Here is a 14,330-nt window from a genome sequence, read left to right as displayed (position 1 = left end):
GCTTTAGTGCTAGTTTCTAGACGTAAATGCAAACGACCTCTACATTATAAATAGGATCATAAGAGATTTCATAGAGGTCGTTTATGCGACTCGTTATCTACATCATATTTAGTTTTTTCATCATGGTAAGCCCAGTGCGCAGTGCGCAAATAAATGAGCTTACCTATCTGACAGAGCAATATCCGCCTTATAACTTTGAGCAAGACGGTGTTCTCCAAGGCATTGCGGTCGATGTGCTGCAAGCGGTGGGGAAGCAATCGCAAAGTCCAATTACTCTTCCTCAAATTCAGTTGCAGCCGTGGCCTAGAGCCTACCGAACGACCCTGATTAAGCCTAATACAGTCTTGTTTTCAACGACTCGAACGCCGTTGCGTGAGCATATCTTTCAGTGGGCAGGACCTATCAGCCCGACTCGGATTGTCGTGCTAGCAAAACGCTCAAGGAATATAGCGATTAATCATGTGATGGCACTGGCACAGTATCGCATTGGCGTCATTCGAGATGATGTTGGCGAACAATTATTGCTAGAGCTCGGCGTTCCTCGGGATTCAATGGTAGAGAGCTCTGTGCCGGATACACTGGCTGATCAACTGACTAAAGAGCGTATCGATTTATGGGCCTACGAGGAAAATGTCGCCAAATGGTGGATTAAAAAAGGGGGTTACGATACCGAAGAATATGAAGTTGTTTATGTTCTTCGCGAAGGTGAGCTCTATTTTGCCTTCAACTTAGAAGTCGACAGGACTTTGATACTTCACTTTCAGAATGCTCTGAATGATTTGAAGCGTACGCCTGAAAGTGGACCAAGTATTTATCAGCAAATTCTCAACAAATACCGTTAAGGCATGTGTATGAAATTATGGATATACGCGGCTGTTGCTTTGTTTCTATCGATGCAATGTTTCGCAAAGGAATCATTAAGGTTAACTTTGGCCTCGCAAATTGACGGTGGGCATGAGTTTTATCATGAGTTGTTGTATGAAGCATTGACCAGAGAAGGTTACAAGGTACGCATTGAAATACCCAGTGAGCATATTCCGCAAAAACGCGTCATTAAGATGGTACAAGGCGACAAGTTAAGTATGACTTGGTTATTAAGCACGCCGGAACGAGATGGCCGCTATGTGTCCGTTGATGTCCCTTTGACCAATGGATTAATTGGTAAAAGGGTGTTGCTGATCCCGCCAGATTTACAACCGAAGTTTGATGCTATTGAGACCATCGACGAACTAAGGGACTCTAAATTGGTTGCTGGTATGGGCGTGAATTGGTTCGATGTCGATGTGTGGAACAATAATCAGCTGAGCGTATACCTCGAAGATGGTGAGTGGAGAAGTTTGTACGACAAGCTCAGTGTCGATGGCGATGTTAATTATTTTCCCAGAGGGATTAATGAGATAGGTGCGGAAGCGGCGATGAATCGTCACTTGGCGATTGAAAAGCGTCTGCTACTGGTTTATGAAAAAGACTTTAAGTTCTACCTGTCTCCGAGTATGGCTCAATATAAAACGGAAATAGAGTCCGCTCTAAAACAAGCTAAGCAGGATGGGCTTATCGATCAACTCGTCGAGAAGTATTGGGGAGCCAGTTACAAAACCCTAAATCCCACTGAGCGTGTTGTAATAAAATTGACGTTACCGAATCTAGAATCTCAAAAACACTAACATTATGTTGCTCTTCGCGTATAAACTCTAATAATCAGTATATGAGCTTGCTAAAGGGTTGATTTTACATAGATGGAAAGTGTTTTTATTGTCGTAGTGATTTTAGTGGTGTTCTTTGTCGTCGTGCAAAAGCGCTACTTGAAACAAGATGAGCTGAAAGATAGTAGCTATAAAAAGAAAGGACCGTTACTCAATGGTCAGGAATCAGCGTTCTACAATGCACTCACGGCGGCGGTTGGCCAGCATGGCGTTGTAATGACTAAGGTCAACTTGACCAGCGTACTTACACCGCTAGCAACGGATAAGAAGCAATGGTTTATTGCCAACAACCGCATTGCTAAAAGCTACTTTGATTATGTTGTTTGCGATCCAAGAACATTAGAAGTACGAGTGGCTATCGAACTCGACAATGGTAAAGAACTGAGTAAAGGCAAGGTCGATCGTCAAAAGCTGCTTATTCATGTCTGTAAGTCAGCAGGTATCCCTTTAATTGGCACCAACATTAAGCACAGCTATCAAGTGAGCCGACTACGTAGGTTACTTGCGGCACATATCGATTTGATTGAATCCGACAAAGAGGTGCGTTTTTGTAAACGCTGTGGCAGCCCAATGACGATTAAAGTAGCGAGTCAGGGAGAGCATAAAGGTCGCCGTTTCTTTACATGTAGTCGCCAACCACACTGCACCTACACAGAAAATTATAATGTTGTATTTGAGGAAGAGGGCTAAGAGCCCTCTTTTACTATGACAGGGGAAATGTGAGCACTAAACGCACATTGAACATTCGTTTTGATTACACACCATGACTTGATTTCGACCGTTACTCTTCGCTTTATAGAGTTCTTTATCTGCTTCACGCAACACGTCTTCTAAGCACTTATAATGATCACATTGATAGATACCAATGCTTGCAGTGAGCTTGATAGGATTCTCACTATCATTGAAGGTGTATTGCTCGATTCCTATCCGGATTTTCTCAGCCTTCAGCATGGCGTGCTTTACTTCGGTGTTATGTAAGGCAATGCAAAACTCTTCACCACCAATTCGATACACCAAGTGTTCATCGCAAAAGCTATCAATAAGTGCTGCTGTTTGTACCAAAACTCTATCACCAGCGTCGTGACCGTGTTTATCGTTGACTGTCTTAAAGTAATCTAAATCCAAAATCAGCAGAGACAGAGGAACCTTGGCGCTTTCACTGCGGTAACGCTCAAAGTTATGTATCAGGGCATGCCTGTTATAAACCCCGGTTAATGCGTCACGAGAGGCCAGTTGCCCCAATGAGGTCTCGGATGTTTTTCGCTTTACTTCCAAGATATGGGAAGCAAGCCAAATACAAAAGTAAGCGAGTGAGAAATTAACGGATAACTCAGCAAAGTTAAGCGTGCCGTCATTGTAGGTTTTATGCATAACCAGCATCGCTACAATCGTGAAGCCCACACCAGAAGAAATAAAGCCATATCGACGCCCCAATATTAGGTAGAACAATACTGGGAATAATAGACTCCAAATAAAGCTGCCATGCTCTATAGGGTGAATAAACGTCGCAAGAGCAACGACGCCAATGAGGATATAGACAAAACTATTGGCTATGGCAAGTGAGGTGTCACCTTTGTAACTGGTATATGTGACGTATAAAGAGAATAGACAAGAAGCAACTTGTGTCGCTGCGAGCAAGTAGTACCCGCCATGGAATGTGTTTAGATATGCGATGACTAAGGCCAAAAACGCCAATGCGATACTCAGCCAAAACAACACCGTTCTGCGCAGTTGCCGAGTAGGGTTGAATATGTCTAGCTCCATGACGTGACCTTTGCAACCATATGCCTTAGTGTGAATATCAGACTATAGTATTATGTTTAGTTATAGAATCAAGAAGATATATGTACCAAGATCACATTATTGGTACCTGTAATGTACATAAATGAGAATAGAGGTTTGCTGATCTGTACGAGAACGTTTACGTACTATTGCTGCATATTTATCCTTATTTGAATTGAGGGTAAGAAGGAGTTGGTACAAGACCAACTCCAGTAGAGCGTTACTCGTAATCAGAAGCGTAGGTATCTTCATAAGAGTGCGAGTAGAATTCAAACAAGTTACCAAACGGGTCTTCTAGATAAACCATTTGCGCTTGTTTTAGTTCGTCTTCTGGGTGGTAACGCATGATATCCATACGGACCTTGCCGCCGAACTCTTCAACACGTTTAATCGCAGTTTCAAATTGCTCTTTTGATACTTGGAGACAGAAATGGAAGATACCTAAGCGAGAAAAGTCCACTTCATGACGTTCTTGGCGCTCCTTCATCTCAAACAGTTCAACACCGATACCATCTGAAGTAACAAGGTGAGCGATGTTAAAGCCTTTAAAGCCTTCACCGAATACCGCGATACACATGCGGCCGATTGCTGTTTCACGCTCTTCTACGACTTTGGTGTTGTTCATTACAATACGAAGGCCTAAAGCTTTAGTGTAAAACTCTACCGCTTTGTCCATATCGCCGACCATGATACCAACGTGATTCATTTTCATAACTTGTTCCTCAAAATCTGATTTTTTGAATATTGCTCAATTCGATGGGTAGCAGTGTATGCTGGGTTGTTATTTAACAAAAATTATCAATAGTTCTTATAATGATAATTTTGTGTTATTAAAAGAAGATCTCATGCTAGGTCAAATACCGGTTCATGATTGAAATGAGGCCAAACATGACAAACTATGTATAAAGAATTTGAATTGTGTCGTAAAAGAAGATTAATTTAATCATGGGTGTAATCAAGTTACAGGAATAGGGTGGTTATTTTATGTTCATACCCCTTTAGGGTAGTTTAATTCTGTAATTGATTTACATCATTTATTAATTTTCTTTCATAATTAACAATTGGCTCAGATAAAAAACCTAACCCTTAGGAAGTACTATGAGCAAGTTGAAGCTGGTTGTTATCGGTAACGGTATGGTAGGTCACCGTTACATTGAAGACCTAGTTGAGAAGACGGACGCTTCTCAATATGAGATCACTGTTTTCTGTGAAGAACCTCGTGTCGCTTATGACCGAGTCCACCTTTCCTCTTACTTTTCTCATCACACTGCTGATGAACTTTCTTTAGTTAAAGAAGGCTTCTACGAGAAACACGGCATCAACATGCTAATCGGTGAGCGTGCAATTAACGTTAACCGTGACAAACACATCGTTTACTCAAGCTCTGGTCGCGAAATCAAATATGACAAATTGATCATGGCAACGGGTTCTTTCCCATTCGTTCCACCAATCAAAGGTCGTGAGAGCAAAGACTGTTTTGTCTACCGTACGATTGAAGATCTAAAAGCAATTGAAGCTTGTGCTAAAAAGAGCAAAGTGGGTGTTGTAATTGGTGGTGGTCTTCTTGGCCTAGAAGCGGCTGGTGCATTGAAAGCGTTGGGCGTTCAAACGCACGTGATTGAGTTTGCACCAAAGCTAATGGCTGAGCAGTTAGACCAAGCGGGTGGTAATCAGCTTCGTCAAAAAATCGAGAGCATGGGCGTAAAAGTTCATACTAGTAAAAACACCCTAGAAATTGCTCCTGAAGGTAAAGATGCGCGTAACGTTATGCGTTTTGCTGATGGTACAGAGTTAGAAACTGACTTTATCGTCTTCTCTGCGGGTATTCGACCTCAAGACAAGCTTGCTCGTGACATGAAGTTGGACGTAGCGCCACGTGGCGGTATCGCAATCAACGATTTCTGCCAGACTTCAGATGAAAACATTTACGCTATCGGTGAGTGTGCTTCGTGGGATGAAACTTTCTACGGCCTAGTAGCGCCGGGTTACAAAATGGCAACAGTGGCAGTGGACCACATCGTTGGTAACGACAGTAAGTTTGAAGGCGCTGACATGTCAGCCAAGCTTAAGCTTCTTGGCGTAAAAGTAGGTTCAATTGGTGACGCTAACGGTCGTACTCCTGGCTGTAAGAGCTACGTTTACCAAAACGAAGAGCAAGAAGTTTACAAACGTCTAATCGTTTCTGAAGATAACAAGAAGCTTCTTGGTGCAGTAATGGTCGGTGATACGTCTGACTATGGTGATCTTCTACAGCTCATGCTGAATGAAATCGACTTACCAGAACACCCAGATGCGCTTATCTTACCTGCGCACGCTGGTGGCGAAAAACCAACACTTGGCGCTGACTCTTTACCTGAGTCTGCGGTTATCTGTTCATGTTTTGATGTGACTAAAGGCAAAATCGCAGAAGCGGTTGCACAAGGTCACCACACGATTGGTGATATCAAGGCTGTGACAGGTGCAGGTACTGGCTGTGGTGGTTGTATTCCACTTGTCACTTCAGTTCTAAACTCTGAGCTTGAAAAAGCGGGTGTAGAAGTGAAGAACGACGTATGTGAGCACTTTGCTTATTCTCGTCAAGAGCTTTTCCACCTTGTACGCATCGGTGAAATCAAATCGTATGAAGAGTTATTAGAGAAGCATGGTACTGGTTACGGCTGTGAAGTATGTAAGCCTCTAGCGGGTTCTATTCTTGCTTCATGCTGGGGTGATCACATCCTTAAACCGTCACTGGTTAAACTGCACGATACCAACGATAACTTCCTAGGTAACATGCAAAAAGATGGCACTTACTCAGTTATCCCTCGTATGGCGGGTGGTGAAGTAACGCCTCAGGCTCTATCAGTTCTTGCTGAAGTTGCTGCTGAATACAACCTTTACACTAAGATCACTGGCGCTCAGCGTATCGGCCTATTTGGTGCTCAAAAAGACGATCTTCCAGCAATTTGGAAGAAGCTGATTGCAGCAGGTTACGAAACGGGTCAAGCGTACGCGAAAGCACTACGTATGGCGAAAACATGTGTGGGTTCTACTTGGTGTCGTTACGGTGTTCAAGACTCTGTTGGCTTAGGCGTTATGATCGAGAACCGCTACAAAGGTATTCGTACTCCTCATAAGATGAAGTTTGGTGTGTCAGGCTGTACTCGTGAGTGTGCAGAAGCGCAGGGTAAAGACCTTGGTATCATCGCGACAGACGCGGGCTGGAACATGTACGTGTGTGGTAACGGCGGTATGAAGCCTCGTCACGCTGACCTACTTGCAGGTGACCTAGACCAAGAGACGCTACTGAAATACATCGACCGTTTCATGATGTTCTACATCCGTACAGCAGCGCCACTACAACGTACTTCTGTATGGTTTGAAAACCTTGAAGGTGGCATCGACTACCTACGTGAAGTGATTATTGAAGACAAACTTGGCATCAATGAACAGCTAGAAGCAGACGTTGCGAAGCTAGTCGAAGAATACCGCTGCGAGTGGACTGACACTATCAACGACGAAACTCAGCTTAAGCGTTTTGCGCACTTCGTTAACTCTGACGAGCGTGATGACAATGTCATGTTTGTTACTGACGGACGTGAGCAACACCGTCCAGCGACATTTACTGAGAAACACCCAGAAGCGAAGGGCGATATCCTTCACGTAGAAGTCGTGTAAGGGGAGAACAAATTATGGCATTTACAAAAGTTTGTAACATTGAAGACATCATCCCTGGCACAGGTGTAGTGGCTTTGGTAGACGGTGAGCAAGTAGCGATTTTCCGCCCACGTGCGACAGAAGAAGTGTTTGCAATTAATAACATGGACCCTTTCTTCCAATCTAACGTGCTATCTCGTGGTCTGATTGTTGAGCACGATGAGCAGCTTTGGGTGGCAAGCCCGCTTAAGAAGCAACGCTTTAACCTGAAAACAGGGGCGTGTATGGAAAATGAACAGTTCAACGTGAAAGCTTATAAAGCGCGAGTGACCAAAGGTGCGGTAGAAATCGCGGCTTAATAATCCGTTAACTGAGATTTAATAGCTTAAAGGCTCGTCATTGCTTGGCGAACAAACAAAGAAATCACGAGCCTTTCACTATTCAATTTTAACTTTTTAACCTTCAATTTTTTGAATAAGGACACATTCATGTCTACAGACTTTAAACCCGCTGAATTCGTACAAACAATGATTAACGTTGGCGAAGCTAAGACAAAGACAAGTTCTCGTGACTTGCTTTTGCGTGGCACCATGGCAGGTATCATCTTATCTCTAGCGGTAGTCGTCGCGATTACGACAATCGTACAGACAGGTATGGGCATTGTGGGTGCACTTGTCTTCCCTGTGGGTTTTGTGATTCTTTCTGTAATGGGTTATGACCTAGTAACAGGTGTATTTGGTCTTGCTCCACTAGCAAAATTTGAAGGTCGCCCAGGTATTACTTGGAACCGCATCTTCCGTTGTTGGGGCCTTGTTGGTCTTGGTAACCTTATCGGTTCTTTGATTGTTGCTTACCTAGTAGCAATATCACTAACAGGTAACTTCTCTCTAGAGCTAAACGCAGTTGCTAAGAAGTTCATTGCTGTTTCTACAGCACGTAGCCTAGGTTTTGAAAACATGGGTATGGACGGATGGATTACCTGTTTTGTGCGCGGTATCTTCTGTAACTTAATGGTTTGTCTTGGCGTGATTGGTAACATGACAGCACGTACAGTCGCTGGCCGTGTAGCCATGATGTGGTTCCCAATCTTCATCTTCTTCGCACTAGTATTTGAGCACACAGTGGTAAACATGTTCCTATTCCCACTTGGCATGATCCTAGGTGCTGATTTTGGTATCGCGACTTGGTTGAACTTCAACCTAATCCCAACAATCCTTGGTAACATTGTTGGCGGTCTAATCATGACTTGTATCCCGCTATACCTAACACACGCGAAAACAGCACCTTCTCTATCTGATGAAGACGCTGTAGAAGCGAAACCAGCATTGGCGAAATAAGTTAAGTTTCACTGCCAGATTTTGATAGTGAATAAGTCGGGACTCTCTACGATATTAAATATAGAGATTTCCGACTACGTTCTTTCATCGTGAAAGGGGCTGGCATTAATAAAATAGTGATTTGGCTATAAACAGAGTTTTTAAGATAGAGCCTCTTTTTATATCTAAATTTTTCGATAGGCGTTGATATGACAACTGTTCATCCATCTTCAAACTACGGCTTTGTATCTCTAGTGGGCGCAGGGCCCGGTGATCCAGATTTATTGACAGTGAAAGGCTACCGTGTAATCCAGCAAGCAGAAGTCGTTGTGTATGACCGACTGGTTTCGCCAGAAATCTTAGCTTTAGCGGATGAGTCAGCAGAAATGATTTACGTCGGTAAAAGACTTGATTACCACTGTGTCCCGCAAGACCAGATCAATCAGCTATTGGTCGAAAAAGCCAAAGAAGGCAAACGTGTGGTTCGCTTAAAAGGTGGGGACTCGTTCATTTTTGGCCGCGGTGGAGAAGAGCTGGAAGAGTTAGCGCAGCACGGCGTTAGATTTGAAGTGGTACCAGGGATTACCGCAGCGGCAGGCGCAACTGCCTATGCAGGGATTCCATTGACCCACCGTGATCATGCGCAGAGCGTTCAGTTTATTACTGGGCATGTGCAAAAAGATGGCCGAGAAATTGAGTGGCACTCTTTAGCACAATCAAACAATACACTGGTTTTTTATATGGGTCTTAAGCAGTGCGAGTACATTGCGACCAAGCTACTTGAAAATGGAATTGATGCAAACATGTCATGTGCCATTATCGAAAACGGTACTCGCCGAGAGCAACGCGTATTTACGGGCAATTTAACTGAGTTGTCGAGTATGGCCAAAGAGGCGGTCAGCCCAGCTCTCATTGTGGTCGGGAGTGTGACTTCGTTACACGACAAGTTGAAGTGGTTTAATTAATCAAAATGACAGCGGCAAAAGCCGCTGTTTTTTTATCTAGTATTCATACCTTTCAAGAATTTACGTGACGGCGTCACTGCGCGGTGGTTTATGAAAAACGAAGCTGTAATGTTGGCTCGGTTTTGATAAAGTCAGCGCTCAATATGATGAAGTAGGCTAAAAATGGAAACTGTTGCGATATTTGTTGATGTACAAAACATCTACTACACCACGCGAGAAAAATACCGAAGCAATTTTGATTACAACCAATTCTGGTATGTCGCAACTGAGGGAAAAAACGTCGTAGAAGCTAACGCTTATGCTATTGCTTCACACGATCCAAAGCAGCGTCAGTTCCATCATATTCTTCGTGGCATCGGATTTAATGTGAAGCTAAAGCCGTTTATCCAACGTATGGATGGCAGTGCGAAAGGGGATTGGGACGTCGGCATTGCGTTAGACGTTTACGAAGCGGCAGCGAATGTCGATCGCGTTATCTTATTATCAGGAGATGGCGACTTTGAAGTCTTAGTCGATCGTATACAGCAACGATTTAATACCAAAGTGGATGTGTACGGTGTTCCTGGCCTGACAGCTCAGTCCCTTATTGATGCTGCGAACAATTTTATCCCAATCGACGACAACCTACTCATCACGCGAAACTGACATTATCGTAAATAATTTCGTTCAAAATGCTTACTTGTTTCAAACCGTTAGATATTTAGCTCTACTAACTGTTCGAAAACTGCACTGGCTATGGTAGAGTTCCCTCGTTAGGGAAGATAGCTTATTCGTTGTTTTAGTTAGGTTTTGCTGTATGTTAAATCGTGCTGATCAGGTCCAAATCCGTGTTTCAGAACAAACAATCGAAACGTTGGATACGTTACTAAAAACTATTGATACAGATATGGCTGTATCAATGTCATTTGTGCGACGAGCTCAAGGTATGTCGTTTCATGATTTGGAACAGCGTACGACGGGGATCAATGGTTCAACTTTAAAACGTTACATGCAGCAAAGCTATCACTCGATTAGGCCAATCCATATGGTGGCTGCAATGTCATGGGTAATGATGGTACCTATGACCAGCTTCTACTTCGCGCTCAAAATGAAAGAGCACTATCGAGGAATGGATGACAAGGCGATAGAGGCTTTGTATTGTATTGGCCGACTCCCTAGCGAGCAGTTTGAACTCTACTTAGACCTTGTAAGCAACATGATGAGTGAAGAGGGCAAAGCTCACTTCCTTGCGTTTCGTGCTGAAATTGAGTCACAGATCGATCCTGATATTGTTTACAATGAACTACTTCCTCCTCCCGTACTCGATATCAATGCTTTTGCGATTGATTACTACCGTTCAGTCGCGATTACCGTAAAGCGTTTCCGCTTAGAACATCAGATCCCAATTGATGTTATCGCGCGTGTATTGGGACTTTCAGAATATCAATACCTTCAACTGGAAGACGTCAACAAAGTAAGAGACTTTTCAGTGGCCATTGGTTTCAGGGTTAAGCTGGGTTTTGAGCTTAACTCCCATGTAAACTTTACCAGTGAAATGCGCTTGTTCCCTCAATTCCACCAACTACGTCAAATCCAGCATCTTAGAGATGGACTGATTGTTGAAGCGTTACGTAACCTCAATGGCGAATGTAAGAAGCGAGCAGTAGAAATACTGACCACACTATCAAAGATCTACATAAAAAATGTGATCTAAATTCATTGAGTGGAAATAATCAACTCAATATACACATAGCCTTGAGTTGATTATATCTCACTAAAAAATAACAATATTAATCGTTTATTTAGGTTAGCGCTAACAGGGTTTCGTTAAGCGTCATCGCTGCATTGGCTTGAGCTAGCATGATGGCGGCTACCTTATCGGGATACTGTAAATGCACTAAATGGTCGGCATTTTTTATCACTACAAGACGTCCATTTTTAAGCTGACTTGCAAAAGCTTGAGCCGTTTCCTTAGTGACATAAGGATCAAACTCGCCAACACAGACAGTACAAGGTACTGAGATGTTGGCGATGTTCGATGGTGTATGAACCAACAATCTGACTGAGTTTTCAAAAAACACGTCGATGCGTTGTTGTGACATATTGGTGATGTTACGAACCGTTGCTTTAATGATGGCTTTGTTTCGTGGAATATCGCTGTTGTTAACTGTAAGCGACTCGGTAAATGACTTGGCAAAGCTATTTGGGTTGTCCATAGCTGCTGCAATCATTTTCTTGGTTGCTAGACGTCCTGAAGAGGGGATACCAGGTACTCCACCACAGATGGACATTGACAGAATATGCGGCCAAATGTCACATAACTCGACGGCGACAGCAGTAGCATAAGAGAAGCCAATAATATGGGCATTTCTTACACCTAAATATTCAATAAAATCGCGCAACATAATCGCTTGAGAACGAATACTTACTGTCGATTCAAGGTTTTCTGTATGACCGGTTCCAGGAACTTCAATAGTTATACAGTTCAATTTATTCGCAAAATGGGTAGAGAAGCTATGGACACTTTCAATGTCCTGTAACGCACCCAATAAAAAAATAGCGAACTGATCAGAACCTTCACAGTGATGAAAAGAATAGCGGTAGTGATTGCCATTTAAGATCGTTTTTATAGTTTCCATAGTAATGCCTCTGGTTGAATAAGGAGTAAACTATAAACGATTGATTGATAACGTTATGGCTATGAAATCATGAATAATCACACACTTGAACAACACTTGGCAGAAGCTGATCAACCCGTAAAAGATTTTATGGCGGAGTTGTTGGAAACGCTGGGTAAGAAGATATCTGACAACCAAGATCCAAAGTTAGCGTTACGCTATTTTGGTGCTCAGTTAGAGATTAAATTGGTCAATTTTGAAGGTCAGTACGACCAACGACAACTCTAATTCAAAGTACAAGAATTAAAAAAGCCAGTCAGGGTAACTTGACTGGCTTTTTCGAAACTGGCAGTTAGTCTAGGCTTTCTTGCTTGCTCACCACAGACTCTTGAGCAGTTTGAGACTCTTCATTTTTTTCGTTTGCCTCTTCTGCTTCAAGCTTTGCTCGCTCTGCTTTAGAAATGTAGCGAGGCTTATTGCTTTTATGAAGCTTAGCGTTCATCTTTTTTTGCTTAGCTTTTAAGATGCTATTGATCTTCTTTTTGCGGTTCATGGTATTGCTCGGTGCTAAATTTGGCCGCCGATCCTATCAAAAAACAGTGCACAAAGCACGAATATCCGTTGATGGTTACTCGATCGTTAAACGAAAAAACTCCGGTATTTTGCCGGAGTTTTTGTATGCGTAACAGAGATTGGTTAGGAGAGAGAGTGAGATGTTGTCTCTTTATAGTTTTCCCACCAGTAGCCGACAATATCGTGTTGGAACGGAACCCAATGTAGCGGATCATCCAATAATCAAACAGCTACATATTTTGCGTTATCAGCGCCCTGACGACACTGCTCTTAGTGGGAAGTTGGGTGCAATTCAATGGCTACAGCTTTGGTTTAAACGTCAATAAATCTAGTATAAATACGGAGTTAAATTCAATAAGTGTCAATATATAATATAGTCACGAGCAATGGGTTAGAACCTGTATGAATTATTATGGTGATATAAATTGAAGGGCGACTATGATCATCGATATTGTGTCTGAAGGAAGCGTATACGGAAATATAACGACCTTTTCATTAGTAAGAAATAAGCGTGGTGCATATGAGTTATCTAACCGAGAGCGAAGAGATAACAAGAACCCTATGAGCAAAGCTAATATGGTCTATGCTGAGACAATTGAAAAGGTGGTAGAGCTGTTGGAAACAAATCAGTTTAACGTGGTGTTAACCAGTAAGGACTTCAGCATTAAGCGTAGAGTGACGCGTCCACTGACGGCGTGCAAAATTATTCGAACCGTCAGTGTTTAAGTAAACTTACCATCGCTTGTTGTGACTGCTCTGGATGTTAAAGCGTAAACTGTAACCCAACAGTAAATGCTGTTTCTGCTTTCTTTCTCTTTGCGTATTCCAGTCCAGCAGTAAAGCCAAACACAGAACCAAATTGGAATACGTTGTTCAAACGGTAGGTGTCTTTAGCAACGTCGAGAAAAGCGTGTTGATAAGAAGCATCGATGAGCCAATGTTTAGCAATCTGTGCTCTTGCGCCGCCTTTGCAGTACATGGCGTTTTCAGAGTATGAAGGTGAGTAGTCGCTGTCTGCACGATAGTTGATGATGCCGCATGATAAAGGTAGAGCGACTAAAGGTGAGACAGGAACATTGAATCCACCGCCAGCTTGCCACGTATCAATCTCAGAGCTAAAGCGTGTCACAAAACTCGCGTTTCCTTCCAGAAACAGCGTTTCGGTCATGCTAAGCCCAAGGTCTATATACAAACCGCCATAGGTTTTTTCTACATCGTTACTGTATTGACCGTTTAAGTAGGGCTCTGCCGCCCCAGCATCTAGGCTTGAGTGTTTGTAGCCGAATCCAATGTGTGACATTTCATAGACGATATTGCTATCGGCAATGGCTTTAACTGACGCTAATGAGAGAAGAGGGAGTAAAAAGAGAGATTTCTTGAACATAGCGAACTTCTTATATCGATTGTAAACAGTGCAACTTTAAACACATAGTTGGGAGGAATCGATGGAAGTTTTGTAAGCCTGCGTAAGGATATGTAGTAGTACAAAACATATACGCCAGAAACAACAAAGCCCGCTAAAAAGCGGGCTTTGCGTTTGTTCACAAGGAACTAAATTTGGTGGGTCCGGGCGAACTCGAATCGCCGACCCCTACCATGTCAAGGTAGTACTCTAACCAACTGAGCTACGGACCCAAATTTAATGTTCTGCATACTTTGGTTTTAGTATGGCTTTAAGGAGTGGTGGGTCCGGGCGAACTCGAATCGCCGACCCCTACCATGTCAAGGTAGTACTCTAACCAACTGAGCTACGGACCC

General features: G+C 43.0%; 16 protein-coding genes and 2 tRNA genes. 11 read left to right on the top strand and 7 right to left on the bottom strand.

Annotation, left to right across the window (positions count from 1 at the left end; genetic code table 11):
• The first annotated feature begins 83 nt into the window (after positions 1-83).
• The 3 genes from ACHUFZ_RS01465 (at position 84) to ACHUFZ_RS01455 (ending at position 2,393) form a co-directional block, all read left to right on the top strand.
• Positions 84-842, top strand: coding sequence for a substrate-binding periplasmic protein (locus tag ACHUFZ_RS01465; protein ID WP_394125552.1), 759 nt, complete (start codon positions 84-86; stop codon positions 840-842).
• Positions 843-851: 9 nt separating this feature from the next.
• Positions 852-1,664 carry a hypothetical protein gene (locus ACHUFZ_RS01460; RefSeq protein WP_394125551.1) on the top strand — a complete coding sequence of 271 codons (813 nt, stop codon included), beginning with the start codon at positions 852-854 and terminating at the stop codon, positions 1,662-1,664.
• Positions 1,665-1,736: 72 nt separating this feature from the next.
• A complete protein-coding gene (locus tag ACHUFZ_RS01455) occupies positions 1,737-2,393 on the top strand; it encodes a DUF2726 domain-containing protein (protein WP_394125550.1) in 657 nt (218 codons plus the stop codon).
• 36 nt (positions 2,394-2,429) lie between these two features.
• On the opposite strand, the gene ACHUFZ_RS01450 is transcribed toward ACHUFZ_RS01455, so the two are convergent.
• Both ACHUFZ_RS01450 and ACHUFZ_RS01445 read right to left on the bottom strand, forming a co-directional pair.
• On the bottom strand, positions 2,430-3,467 hold the full coding sequence (locus tag ACHUFZ_RS01450; protein ID WP_394125549.1) for a GGDEF domain-containing protein: 1,038 nt from the start codon (positions 3,465-3,467) through the stop codon (positions 2,430-2,432).
• A 238-nt stretch (positions 3,468-3,705) separates the two neighbouring features.
• On the bottom strand, positions 3,706-4,197 hold the full coding sequence (locus ACHUFZ_RS01445; protein ID WP_134834822.1) for a VOC family protein: 492 nt from the start codon (positions 4,195-4,197) through the stop codon (positions 3,706-3,708).
• A 386-nt stretch (positions 4,198-4,583) separates the two neighbouring features.
• Here ACHUFZ_RS01445 and nirB point away from each other — a divergent pair, with 386 nt between their 5' ends.
• From nirB to ACHUFZ_RS01415, 6 genes are all read left to right on the top strand, one after another.
• Positions 4,584-7,142 carry a nitrite reductase large subunit NirB gene (gene nirB, locus ACHUFZ_RS01440; protein ID WP_394125548.1) on the top strand — a complete coding sequence of 853 codons (2,559 nt, stop codon included), beginning with the start codon at positions 4,584-4,586 and terminating at the stop codon, positions 7,140-7,142.
• A gap of 14 nt (positions 7,143-7,156) precedes the next feature.
• Entirely contained in the window at positions 7,157-7,480 is a 324-nt protein-coding gene (gene nirD, locus ACHUFZ_RS01435) for a nitrite reductase small subunit NirD (protein ID WP_126573806.1), read from the top strand.
• Between the two features lie 129 nt (positions 7,481-7,609).
• The gene (locus tag ACHUFZ_RS01430; protein WP_394125547.1) at positions 7,610-8,458 is read left to right on the top strand and encodes a formate/nitrite transporter family protein; all 849 of its coding nucleotides are present in this window, start codon (positions 7,610-7,612) and stop codon (positions 8,456-8,458) included.
• A gap of 188 nt (positions 8,459-8,646) precedes the next feature.
• On the top strand, positions 8,647-9,402 hold the full coding sequence (cobA, locus tag ACHUFZ_RS01425) for a uroporphyrinogen-III C-methyltransferase (protein ID WP_394125546.1): 756 nt from the start codon (positions 8,647-8,649) through the stop codon (positions 9,400-9,402).
• A gap of 162 nt (positions 9,403-9,564) precedes the next feature.
• Complete coding sequence (locus ACHUFZ_RS01420; RefSeq protein ID WP_394125545.1) at positions 9,565-10,047, top strand: LabA-like NYN domain-containing protein; 483 nt, start codon at positions 9,565-9,567, stop codon at positions 10,045-10,047.
• A gap of 151 nt (positions 10,048-10,198) precedes the next feature.
• On the top strand, positions 10,199-11,095 hold the full coding sequence (locus tag ACHUFZ_RS01415) for a hypothetical protein (protein ID WP_394125544.1): 897 nt from the start codon (positions 10,199-10,201) through the stop codon (positions 11,093-11,095).
• Positions 11,096-11,183: 88 nt separating this feature from the next.
• Here the strand turns inward: ACHUFZ_RS01415 and ACHUFZ_RS01410 are convergent, their stop codons facing one another.
• Positions 11,184-12,020 (bottom strand): alpha/beta fold hydrolase, encoded by an 837-nt coding sequence (locus tag ACHUFZ_RS01410; protein WP_394125543.1) that lies wholly within the window; start codon positions 12,018-12,020, stop codon positions 11,184-11,186.
• 69 nt (positions 12,021-12,089) lie between these two features.
• On the opposite strand from ACHUFZ_RS01410, the gene ACHUFZ_RS01405 reads away from it, so the two are divergent.
• Positions 12,090-12,287 carry a hypothetical protein gene (locus tag ACHUFZ_RS01405; protein WP_053441338.1) on the top strand — a complete coding sequence of 66 codons (198 nt, stop codon included), beginning with the start codon at positions 12,090-12,092 and terminating at the stop codon, positions 12,285-12,287.
• A 64-nt stretch (positions 12,288-12,351) separates the two neighbouring features.
• Here ACHUFZ_RS01405 and ACHUFZ_RS01400 read toward each other — a convergent pair whose 3' ends face one another.
• Positions 12,352-12,552 (bottom strand): DUF2986 domain-containing protein, encoded by a 201-nt coding sequence (locus ACHUFZ_RS01400; RefSeq protein WP_394125542.1) that lies wholly within the window; start codon positions 12,550-12,552, stop codon positions 12,352-12,354.
• Between the two features lie 458 nt (positions 12,553-13,010).
• Between ACHUFZ_RS01400 and ACHUFZ_RS01395 the strand changes: the two genes are divergently transcribed.
• Positions 13,011-13,298: a hypothetical protein gene (locus ACHUFZ_RS01395; protein ID WP_394125541.1), complete on the top strand. Its 288-nt coding sequence runs from the start codon at positions 13,011-13,013 to the stop codon at positions 13,296-13,298.
• A gap of 37 nt (positions 13,299-13,335) precedes the next feature.
• On the opposite strand, the gene ACHUFZ_RS01390 is transcribed toward ACHUFZ_RS01395, so the two are convergent.
• The 3 genes from ACHUFZ_RS01390 to ACHUFZ_RS01380 form a co-directional block, all read right to left on the bottom strand.
• Positions 13,336-13,956 (bottom strand): hypothetical protein, encoded by a 621-nt coding sequence (locus ACHUFZ_RS01390; protein ID WP_394125540.1) that lies wholly within the window; start codon positions 13,954-13,956, stop codon positions 13,336-13,338.
• A gap of 174 nt (positions 13,957-14,130) precedes the next feature.
• A tRNA-Val gene (locus ACHUFZ_RS01385) sits at positions 14,131-14,207 on the bottom strand.
• A gap of 46 nt (positions 14,208-14,253) precedes the next feature.
• Positions 14,254-14,330, bottom strand: a tRNA-Val gene (locus tag ACHUFZ_RS01380).

The sequence above is a fragment of the Vibrio hepatarius genome (assembly GCF_043642085.1).
Classification (GTDB): Bacteria; Pseudomonadota; Gammaproteobacteria; order Enterobacterales; family Vibrionaceae; genus Vibrio; species Vibrio hepatarius_C.
Note: the sequence above shows the minus strand (reverse complement) of the source record. Positions and strands in the feature narration are given on the sequence as shown.

Excerpts from the sequence above, each read along its gene's own strand:
- ACHUFZ_RS01465 (WP_394125552.1), top strand. The coding sequence starts at position 84 with ATGCGACTCGTTATCTACATCATATTTAGTTTTTTCATCATGGTAAGC.
- ACHUFZ_RS01460 (WP_394125551.1), top strand. The coding sequence starts at position 852 with ATGAAATTATGGATATACGCGGCTGTTGCTTTGTTTCTATCGATGCAA.
- ACHUFZ_RS01455 (WP_394125550.1), top strand. The coding sequence starts at position 1,737 with ATGGAAAGTGTTTTTATTGTCGTAGTGATTTTAGTGGTGTTCTTTGTC.
- ACHUFZ_RS01450 (WP_394125549.1), bottom strand. The coding sequence starts at position 3,467 with ATGGAGCTAGACATATTCAACCCTACTCGGCAACTGCGCAGAACGGTG.
- ACHUFZ_RS01445 (WP_134834822.1), bottom strand. The coding sequence starts at position 4,197 with ATGAAAATGAATCACGTTGGTATCATGGTCGGCGATATGGACAAAGCG.
- nirB (WP_394125548.1), top strand. The coding sequence starts at position 4,584 with ATGAGCAAGTTGAAGCTGGTTGTTATCGGTAACGGTATGGTAGGTCAC.
- nirD (WP_126573806.1), top strand. The coding sequence starts at position 7,157 with ATGGCATTTACAAAAGTTTGTAACATTGAAGACATCATCCCTGGCACA.
- ACHUFZ_RS01430 (WP_394125547.1), top strand. The coding sequence starts at position 7,610 with ATGTCTACAGACTTTAAACCCGCTGAATTCGTACAAACAATGATTAAC.
- cobA (WP_394125546.1), top strand. The coding sequence starts at position 8,647 with ATGACAACTGTTCATCCATCTTCAAACTACGGCTTTGTATCTCTAGTG.
- ACHUFZ_RS01420 (WP_394125545.1), top strand. The coding sequence starts at position 9,565 with ATGGAAACTGTTGCGATATTTGTTGATGTACAAAACATCTACTACACC.
- ACHUFZ_RS01415 (WP_394125544.1), top strand. The coding sequence starts at position 10,199 with ATGTTAAATCGTGCTGATCAGGTCCAAATCCGTGTTTCAGAACAAACA.
- ACHUFZ_RS01410 (WP_394125543.1), bottom strand. The coding sequence starts at position 12,020 with ATGGAAACTATAAAAACGATCTTAAATGGCAATCACTACCGCTATTCT.
- ACHUFZ_RS01405 (WP_053441338.1), top strand. The coding sequence starts at position 12,090 with ATGAATAATCACACACTTGAACAACACTTGGCAGAAGCTGATCAACCC.
- ACHUFZ_RS01400 (WP_394125542.1), bottom strand. The coding sequence starts at position 12,552 with ATGAACCGCAAAAAGAAGATCAATAGCATCTTAAAAGCTAAGCAAAAA.
- ACHUFZ_RS01395 (WP_394125541.1), top strand. The coding sequence starts at position 13,011 with ATGATCATCGATATTGTGTCTGAAGGAAGCGTATACGGAAATATAACG.
- ACHUFZ_RS01390 (WP_394125540.1), bottom strand. The coding sequence starts at position 13,956 with ATGTTCAAGAAATCTCTCTTTTTACTCCCTCTTCTCTCATTAGCGTCA.